We start from the raw sequence: 8,803 nt of genomic DNA on the forward strand, positions 1-8,803 counted from the left end.
ACGGCAGGCCCCGCCGACCGATTGCAAGCGGTCGGCGGGGCCATTGTGGCTCTTGACAGCGGATTGGGTCATATGAGAGAAAACCTGTCGGTTCTCTCTGTAGATGGCATCGGTTTCATGCCTTACGTGCTTTGCTGCGAGGCGCTTGGGATTCCCTGGGTATTACGCACTGATAACGATGTATTCAAGGTCCCAAATAAGGAACGATATAGGCTTGCCGGAGTTGCTCGCGCATACGGGATCGTCGAATCGCTCGGACGTTCCTGCGTTGAGGCGCTATGGCTGAGAATCAAGAATTCATTGACATGGGATGGCGGACCGGCTGTCCCTGTTGAAGTTGCATCCGCGGTGAATGAGCTGCGCAATGCCCTTGAGTTTGAGGGCATATATCTTTCAGATCGCGACCTCGAGTACGATCTCATTGCAAGCGGTCTCCGCGGAGTTTTGGAAGAGCATTATGAAGTGGATAACCAAGAAGAGCTTTGCGCCGCGATGACCGTGCGAAAGGCAGAGGGCATCTATGCGTTCATCTCTAAGCATCCACGCGAGCTGGAATGTCTTGCGGAAAGCACCTTCTGCAAGCCGTTGAGGAGACTCCAACTGCTGGCTTCTCTGGGTCACGGCGATGATTAAGCCTAGTGAGGAGCAGGCCAAGGTTATCGCCTGTGAAGAGTCCGCCGTCATTTCGGCACGACCGGGCAGCGGCAAAACGTTTACGATGGCAAGGATGATAGTCAAAGCATCTGAGCGTCTTTTGAGTTATCAGGGCGTTGTGGCCATTTCATACACCAGGAAGGCTAGTACTGAGCTTAGGGACAGGTGCTCTGGGTTAGGGGTACGTGCTGGCAATTCGTTTTTCGGAACGATCGATGCTTTTTGCCTTGCTATGATTATCCAGCAGTTCGTCCCCCATGTCGTTGGTCGAATGGTCGAAATTGATGTAGTCGATGATGACCAGTCGCTTCCCGCGTCGAGGATCAAAGACCATTGGGTAAGCCCCAACGAGGACCGCTGGGATCTTATCCGCGAAGCACTTTCCTTGGGAGTGCTTCCGGTCTCGGCTTTGAGCGAGGTCGCTTATTGCATGGTGAAACACGTCCCCGCCGTGAGGAGTTTCCTGCATGCCCGCTATAAGGCGGTGTTCATCGACGAATATCAGGACTGTGGACTTGCCCAGCACATGCTGTTCAGAGAACTCGTCAACATCGGAATTCGAGGCGTGGCCTTCGGGGATATGGATCAAGCTATCTTCGCATATGACGGCCGGTCTTCAGTCTTCCTAAATGAGCTGATTGCGGATCCACACTTCAAGACTTTCGAGATTACCGAAAACCACAGGTGTCATCGGAGCATCGTTGATTACTCACTGAGGCTTCTAGGTACGCAAGCGCCTTCTCGCGCCTGTCAAGACAAGAGAGTTGTGCTGGTTAAGGTATCGGGCGACGAAAGAAACATAGCCGACACCATTTGTGAGCATCTAGATGTGATTACCGAACAATACAAAGTTGAGCGCCGCAACGAGTTCGCATTGTTGTCTACATCCAACATGATGCTCGAGCGGTACGCAGGACTTCTCGGCATACCTTCTAAGATTGTTATTTCCACGAAGCTGGACGTTGGCTTCAGCCGGTCTCGCATATTTTTCAGGGAATTGCTGGCGTTTCTGTACTCAAGTGGTTATGTGGGTGATTTTCTCGACAGGTATATTCCTGCAGAGCAAATGCCCCGCGCAAGGTTTACAGCTAACGACCTTCTGCGGGCTCTAAAGAATGCCCCAGATGATTCATGGATCGAGCTATATGATTCCTTTTGCAGCCTAGAAGAGCTGTGTCTTGAGAACGATGTCGACCCGGAAGCGCGATTTGATCTCGGAGAGGTCCTTTCTGATGTCGATGAGCTTAGGGGTGGTTTTCGGCCTGCCCGCGAAGATGAGGTGAACCTGCTTACATACCATAAGGCGAAGGGACTTGAGTTCGACGTTGTGTTCTGTCTTGATTGCTATAAGTTCCTCATGCCTCCTTATAATTACGAGAAACAAGACTATGACGCATATCAACAATCGCTGAATATGCATTATGTCGGGCTTACGCGAGCACGAAAAGTTTGCTATATTCCGCTTGCCGACTGGCGCCATAATGCGAAGGGGAAAACAATGGAGGCAATTCCTTCGGAGTTCCTACAAAAGCCTGGGCTAATGAACCTTCGACGTGAAGTGCGCTGGGGCACCGGAAATGCAGAAGATGATGCCTAGCGTCGAGTCTGACACATATGGGTTTAATATCGACCTGGCTGATTGAGCGGTCCATCTAAAGGGCTAATGCCACATTCGTTTAAAAGATCGGTTACCGCCCAATGAGAGGAAAGCCATTACAAGGAAAGGGATACAGTTCATTAAGCTAGAGTAACTATAATGAATTTCAGCGTAAATAAATAATTTCTGCTGAGGTGCAGCCATGACTGGACGTATCCCTTGGACTCGATATTCAGGTGAGGATGTCGAGTCTGTTCTTGCGACGTTTATTTCTCTTGAAGAGCGTAACGCCATTAAAATTCGACCTTCTAGGGGCGATGGAGGAATTGACCTTATCGTTTACCTTGATGCTGAAACGGTCGATATATATCAAATTAAAAAATTTGCTGAAAACCTAAAAAACAGTCAGAAGGCTCAGATTGAGAATTCGTGGCAGGAATTATCGGCAACTACAGCCGTTTTGCATGTAATAATAAATAGTTGGCATCTTGTGATGCCATTAGATCCCACAAACGAGAATCTAAGATGGGCTAAGGAACTGGTTGAACCTTCCGGTACAAAATTCATCTGGGATGGCCTTTCAAGAGTTGATGGCTGGGCGTCCAAATATCCAGAAGTAATTGATTACTACTTTTCTAATGGAAAAGAAGAGGTCTCTGAGTATGCTGCGAAACTGCTCTCCATGGCCAATCTTCCAGACTGCAGCGATCCAGTCATTCTCGAGAATAGGCTGCGCGATCTTTGTTCCAATCTAGATAAACTCGATCCATACTATGCATATTCAGTTCACGTGCTCTCAGAATACGACAAACGAGATGATTTCTGCACGCGTGCTCCTGGTGTTGTTATGTCCCAAATTCTAGTAACCCCCGGGGCAGGCCGAATCGCAATCGACGTAATTGAAAAGACGCCAATAGCTTCAATGCTGCATCCATAAACGTTTTCAGTGAAAATTATTGCAGGGACTGATGAAGAAAAAGAGCAGGTCCAGAATTATATCGAATATGGCATGCCCTTCACTTCGTTGCCGGCGGAAGTAATTTACCAAGATTGCCAATTACCTGTTGGTCGTTCCTATGAAGGATTTCGAGGGGGGATCATTAAGAGCTTTGACCTGAATTCATCAAATTGCATAAGGTCGGCATCGTTATTCTGGGAGGGATGCGGCGAGCTACAGTTAATAGTTGACAAAACCACCCATGGAACTAAAGGAGTATTCTTTTCTGCCCACGATGATACAGAAACCTTCAGGTTGAACTTTAAATGGGATGCAAGTCAGCCCGGCGGCACCCTTAACTACGAGTTTTCATTTAGCAATTTAGCCAATAAGCGTTCTCGAGACGTTGCAAGAACCTATCGATTTTTAAGTGAAACCACTGATAAAAAGGTGGATCTCCGAATCAATGGCACGAGCGCCCTCTCTTTCAATCTCGCCATTAGGGATAATCTGATTGATTTAATCAATAAAATATACGGTCTGGCGGTTGCGCTAGAAACCGTTAACAGGGCTGCGGACAGTGAAATGCCATTTCCAGACGTTTATAAAACTACTAAAGGGGAAATTGCAAATCTTAGAGACGCGGCAAGACTACTCGATGGTGAATCGGTTGTATATAGCTGGGAATCGCATTGGTTTAATCTGGATGGGGATAAAGTTCAAAACCTTGAATGTCCCTCTTTAGCCCTCTGGATAAAGCCGTTAACTGTTAGGCTTGGAGATAGAGGGGTATTCTGCGGTTTTGCACAGACTACTTTAGTTGTCGGTTCTTTCGAATGCTCAACAGACCAAACGAATGATTCTGAGCGGAAGCTAGTTTTAAGTCCAGATGATCAATATGGAAACAAAGCCGTACGCGTAATGGTTCCACCAAATGAAGAGGTGTTGAAGGGCCGAGATGCCTTATGGACCATTCGTCCTCCAAAAGTAGCAGATTGGTTAACAATAGTTGAAGCTGCCGAATCGTCAGATCAAATGCGGCTACCAGAGTAGAATCGCGTGCTGTCAAAATCGACAATGCCATGAATCCCAATTTTGGATCTAAAGGACCCCATTCGATATCATCCGACCTTCCATTCGCCGACTGGCAAAACGATTTACACCTAATTATTGGCGCTGCTCAGGGACATTTTCTTTGTTTACGGCTTGATCTCGCTAAACTAATAGCTGCTGCTACCAGGGCATTTACTGGTACATATTCTATTGGCTCCTGCGCAGATCGGAGCAGGTATGTTTGCTGCCAAGTCCCACACCAGCCGTCATTACATTCCGATTGTTGCCATGGCCTGCCTATGCGTTTTGCTGGGCGGGCCTTCTTATGCCGCTGGCGCGGAGAGCCTCATCATCGCGGGCGCGACGTACTACGAGCCGGGCGTGTCGGGCCCCGGCTGGGTCTGGACCGATGCCGACCACCTGGAGCTTAATGGCTACGCGGGCGAGGCCATCGGCGCCGAGGGCGACCTGGTGCTGACGCTTGCCGGGCAGAACTCCGTGACGGAGTCGCATGCGCCCGATGCGGACATCACGCTGTGCGGCATGGAGGTGTGGGGCAACCTGACGCTTCGCGGCACCGGGACCCTGACGGCGACGGGCTCGCAGTGCGGGATCCACGTGTCGCAGGCGCTCGTGGTTGACGGCTGCACCGTCGATGCGCGGGCAGACGGGGCCGATATTACAAACGAGGCGGTCGCCGGCGTGATTGCCGGCGACATGGCCGTGCGCGGCGGCGGGCGCGTCGTTGCCGCGGGCGCCGGGTCCGGAGCGGACGTGCGCGCCTACGGCGTGTATCTGCAGGACTTAGGCCTTGGCAATGGCGCGGCCAGCTGTCGGCTTTCCGTCGATGCCTCGTGGCTTGATGCGGCCGGTGCCGACGGCGGCGTTGCGTGCACGGGCGGGTCACTTGTGTCTGCGCGCTTTGTGGCGCCTGCTGGCGGAACCTTTGGTGCTAGTGGCGTGGTGGATGCCTCCGGTGCGGTAGCACCGCATGTGGTGATTGAGCCCGATGTCGCCACGCCTCCGGCGGGGGAGACCGATGGAGACAACGTGCCTGGCGATAGCTCGAGCAAGTCTCCTGCCGATGCTAACCCCGCTGCCGGAGAGCTCACCACAGGGCCCACGGCAAATCCGGCGCTGAAACCCGCGGCCACAACAACCAAGACATCAACGACAGTAACCAAGACCACGGTCGCCAAGACCACTAAGCCCAAGACCGCTACCACGACAACCGCCACGCTCCCCAAGACCGGCGACAGCAACTGGATCACCGCTTCCGTGACGCTTTTCCTGCTTGGTACAGTGCTTCTAGCTGCCGCATGTCGCTGCTGAAGCACCCATTTCGATAAGCAATGTAGAGGACCATATTCGTAACGACGCATTAGTAGAATAGTTTATAACGACAATTGTTCAGGATTTATCTAACATGAACCACGAATCGGATCATACAGTTGACGCTGCCAAGAAAGAATTAAACGCCGACCTTCTTGAGCTGTTCGAGCGTTGCAGCTATCTGTACAACGAGGCATTTTATGCCAACACGGAACTAGCAATCCTTCGCGAACTGTCTAAAGCATCTTCTGGCTATGAGAATGAAGTAATTTGCGCTGGCTGCTTCTTCAGCTTTACACAACTTGCATTAACCGAATCCTGTTTCATGAATTGCGCGCGGTTATTTGATGCCAAAAGCGACATCAGTATTGGGAACTTGATAGAAGAAGTCTCGTCTCATTCTGCTGAAATCGACGCACTTGCAATCTCTATATTCAGTGATCGACCAAACTTTGACAGGCTTAATCCAATCGTTCACCCATTGGCAGAGGACGAGGAGCGTTTTTACCCCAAAGAAGTTGAGTCTCAACGCTCATATGAAAAACTGTTCGGAGATCATTACGAAATGGTTACCGTGTGTATAACCACTCATGACCTTTCCAATTTGTGGAAAAAACGACTCAACGGTCTCAGTAAACTAACTGACATGCTTCGCGATCAGCGAAATAAAGTATTCGCCCATAGCGACATAGAAGCACTGAATTATGATGAGCTTGTTAGGCGACTTCCTTTAACTTTCAGCGAAATTCAAAAACTAATCGACTTCGCACTCGATCTAACAATCGAATTATTCGCCAAAATTACTGGTATTGAAAAAGATCGATTGCCCAAGAACTACAACGATATACAAGGCCTCCTAAAATATGCGGAGGTTGGCATGGAGGCTGTTGAGCAGCATTTGGGTAATCTATAGGATTCAAGCGCCTGCAAGTAGTTAAGCATGCGAGCGCTTGAATCTGAATACGATCCTTGACATAAAGTCCGACCATCGCACAATGACGGTTTTCCATGCCAAAAAGACACTGAAGTGTGAGGTGGTTCAAATCTCAGTAATACAGATAATCAGTAGTTCAGGTCTTATGGGAATAATTCAATTCGCATCACGTTGCATCTAAGCGGCTGTTTATACTTGGATATAAACACTAAGGAGGCAGCAATGCTTTGGAGCTATGTTCAGCTAGATGACGGCACTCAGTTTGCCTACTCAGAAACACGAGACGACGGGACCGTTCGCGTAGCCGTCGAGCGCCCGGTTGATTTTGGTTTTGACCATGCAGAATGCTTTCTACCTGCGGTCAAATGGTTTAACGTCGAAGGATTTTCTACTGACGATCTGGATTTTTTGACCGAGTTCGTTAGATCAAACGCCCCATTTATCTTCGAGCTTGCAGAACGGCAAAAAGCTGGACCGGCGGTGGCATAATGCCTCGAATTCTTGTTTTTGGACAGTATGTTCTGTTCTTTTGGATCGCGGAAAACGGAGAACCCGTTCACATCCATGTAGGGGTAAAGAGGGCGGCTGCTAACTCGACTAAGTTTTGGCTCACTAAAAATGGCGGATGCACGCTTGCGAACAACGAGAGCAAGATTCCGGCTAAGGATCTCAGGGATCTTTCAAAACTAATCACCATGAACCATCGATACATTTGTGACAAGTGGCGCGAAACCTTTGGTGATGATTCCCTGACATTCTATTGCTAAACCGCAATTGAACCATGATTACGCTTGTTGACATATCCGCTGTCGGCTCTCGCGTGTTACCTCGCCACGACGTCCGCGAGGCGTATCTATTTAAAGGAGGCGGACATGCCTTGGAACTACGTTCAAGTTGATGACGATGCTGATTGTGCTGGCCAGGAAGATCCTTCAATTGCGCACGAGGCAGATTCCGCTTCGCCTATTTCACTTGACGGCATTATGTCAATTGACCATGCAGTTGAGTCAACCATAGCGTCCATGCCCAACGCGCTCAGGCTTTTGGAAAACTCATGATTGCCGATGTCGACGGGCGGGCGATTCCTGTTGCGCCGCTAGTGCTCGATGACGCTGGGTCGCTCGAGGCCATGGCCGGCGCCGTCATGCGCCTTCACAGTACGCTGCTAACAATCGGACGCTGCTATACGACCGACGCTACGGACGAAAGAGCCGCGCGCGAACTTGGGCGCGTCGAGTCCGTGCTTGCGGGCGCGTTCTGCACGATATTCGGCCAATCGCCAGCCGATCGTTTCACGGACATCTTTGACCAGGTCGCCTACGTCGCCGAGCACATGGTCAAGGACCACATCTTCGAGGACGGCAACAAGCGAACCAGCCTTGTCTTTGCGTTGTCCGTCCTAAGGTTCGCCGGCACTCCGGTCGTGCTGTCCGACAGCCCCGAACCCAAAGACAACCAGTACTACGCCTGGATCCAGGACCTCGTTGCTAGACGCCGCACGCTCGACGATCTAGCCAACGAGCTGAGGTGCCATTGCATCGTGATCTCCGACGACGCTTCGCACGTATAGAATCAAAGCATCCGCTTGCCAGCTATGAAATGGATTGGACGCCACATGGAGATCCCCAACACCCTGTGCAGCAATGTATACGACTTCGCGTTTTGCCCCGAGCCCTGTTATGACCGCCTGGTCGACCTCGCCGATCCCGAGGACTGGGGTCCCAGCAACCGCATCCTTAAAAACTACTTGTCGTTTTCGTTTAGCCGCGCGGTGTTCCTGACCGAGCGCGACGTGGACCAGACCGCGCCGTCCAACCTGCCGCTGGTGTTCGACGACGACCGATGCCTGTTCAACACCGGCCTGTACACGCGCCGCTACGAGACCATCTACGGCCTGTTTGAGCCCAACACCAAGCCCGACGCGCGCCAGCGCTGGTTTTTGAAAGGCTTCTTTAAGGAAAGCGACCCTATGCTGGTCTCGTTTGAGTACCTGCCGTGCCGCGTGCGCTTTGCCGAGGACCCCTCCGAGCTTGTCTTTGACTACCGCCTTCCCATCCGCTCCAACATCGACCACATTCTGGGCGACGAGGAAAACCTTACGCGCATTCCCGCCAGCCTGATGGGGGAGGGCAACTCGCTGCTGCTGCGCCGTGCCTTTGAGGGAGTGTGTTTCGTCAAGAGGATTTGAGCAAAAAGAGCATCGGAAATTGAGCAGCCTGAGCATCGGAAGCGCGCACGCTTTTTGAGCGGCTAGCCCTCCTGCATGAGGGCATGGCGGACGCGGTAGGACTCGCCG

Annotated in this window: 10 protein-coding genes; all 10 read left to right on the top strand. The window is 51.1% G+C overall.

Annotated features, from left to right (window positions below; genetic code table 11):
- Nucleotides 1-633 (top strand): toprim domain-containing protein (locus tag ABHU32_RS09625; protein WP_346979775.1); only part of this gene is annotated, 633 nt, incomplete at its 5' end.
- Nucleotides 626-2,251, top strand: coding sequence for a UvrD-helicase domain-containing protein (locus ABHU32_RS09630; RefSeq protein WP_346979776.1), 1,626 nt, complete (start codon nt 626-628; stop codon nt 2,249-2,251). The genes ABHU32_RS09625 and ABHU32_RS09630, both read left to right, overlap by 8 nt.
- A gap of 202 nt (nt 2,252-2,453) precedes the next feature.
- Entirely contained in the window at nt 2,454-3,188 is a 735-nt protein-coding gene (locus ABHU32_RS09635; RefSeq protein ID WP_346979777.1) for a hypothetical protein, read from the top strand.
- A 9-nt stretch (nt 3,189-3,197) separates the two neighbouring features.
- Nucleotides 3,198-4,241, top strand: coding sequence for a hypothetical protein (locus ABHU32_RS09640; protein WP_346979778.1), 1,044 nt, complete (start codon nt 3,198-3,200; stop codon nt 4,239-4,241).
- A 237-nt stretch (nt 4,242-4,478) separates the two neighbouring features.
- Entirely contained in the window at nt 4,479-5,573 is a 1,095-nt protein-coding gene (locus ABHU32_RS09645) for a hypothetical protein (RefSeq protein ID WP_346979779.1), read from the top strand.
- A gap of 94 nt (nt 5,574-5,667) precedes the next feature.
- Nucleotides 5,668-6,486 carry an AbiU2 domain-containing protein gene (locus tag ABHU32_RS09650; protein ID WP_161116204.1) on the top strand — a complete coding sequence of 273 codons (819 nt, stop codon included), beginning with the start codon at nt 5,668-5,670 and terminating at the stop codon, nt 6,484-6,486.
- 243 nt (nt 6,487-6,729) lie between these two features.
- A complete protein-coding gene (locus tag ABHU32_RS09655) occupies nt 6,730-6,996 on the top strand; it encodes a hypothetical protein (RefSeq protein ID WP_117762964.1) in 267 nt (88 codons plus the stop codon).
- A complete protein-coding gene (locus ABHU32_RS10110; protein WP_082421950.1) occupies nt 6,996-7,274 on the top strand; it encodes a DUF4160 domain-containing protein in 279 nt (92 codons plus the stop codon). Before ABHU32_RS09655 ends, ABHU32_RS10110 begins: the two co-directional genes overlap by 1 nt.
- A 287-nt stretch (nt 7,275-7,561) precedes the next feature.
- Nucleotides 7,562-8,077 carry a type II toxin-antitoxin system death-on-curing family toxin gene (locus ABHU32_RS09660; protein ID WP_346979780.1) on the top strand — a complete coding sequence of 172 codons (516 nt, stop codon included), beginning with the start codon at nt 7,562-7,564 and terminating at the stop codon, nt 8,075-8,077.
- Between the two features lie 45 nt (nt 8,078-8,122).
- Entirely contained in the window at nt 8,123-8,695 is a 573-nt protein-coding gene (locus tag ABHU32_RS09665) for a DUF3825 domain-containing protein (RefSeq protein WP_346979781.1), read from the top strand.
- Nucleotides 8,696-8,803 lie beyond the last annotated feature (108 nt).

Source organism: Collinsella aerofaciens (assembly GCF_039758965.1).
Classification (GTDB): Bacteria; Actinomycetota; Coriobacteriia; order Coriobacteriales; family Coriobacteriaceae; genus Collinsella; species Collinsella aerofaciens_BR.

Coding starts and splice junctions, on each gene's coding strand:
- ABHU32_RS09630 (WP_346979776.1), top strand. CDS start 626: ATGATTAAGCCTAGTGAGGAGCAGGCCAAGGTTATCGCCTGTGAAGAG.
- ABHU32_RS09635 (WP_346979777.1), top strand. CDS start 2,454: ATGACTGGACGTATCCCTTGGACTCGATATTCAGGTGAGGATGTCGAG.
- ABHU32_RS09645 (WP_346979779.1), top strand. CDS start 4,479: ATGTTTGCTGCCAAGTCCCACACCAGCCGTCATTACATTCCGATTGTT.
- ABHU32_RS09650 (WP_161116204.1), top strand. CDS start 5,668: ATGAACCACGAATCGGATCATACAGTTGACGCTGCCAAGAAAGAATTA.
- ABHU32_RS09655 (WP_117762964.1), top strand. CDS start 6,730: ATGCTTTGGAGCTATGTTCAGCTAGATGACGGCACTCAGTTTGCCTAC.
- ABHU32_RS10110 (WP_082421950.1), top strand. CDS start 6,996: ATGCCTCGAATTCTTGTTTTTGGACAGTATGTTCTGTTCTTTTGGATC.
- ABHU32_RS09660 (WP_346979780.1), top strand. CDS start 7,562: ATGATTGCCGATGTCGACGGGCGGGCGATTCCTGTTGCGCCGCTAGTG.
- ABHU32_RS09665 (WP_346979781.1), top strand. CDS start 8,123: ATGGAGATCCCCAACACCCTGTGCAGCAATGTATACGACTTCGCGTTT.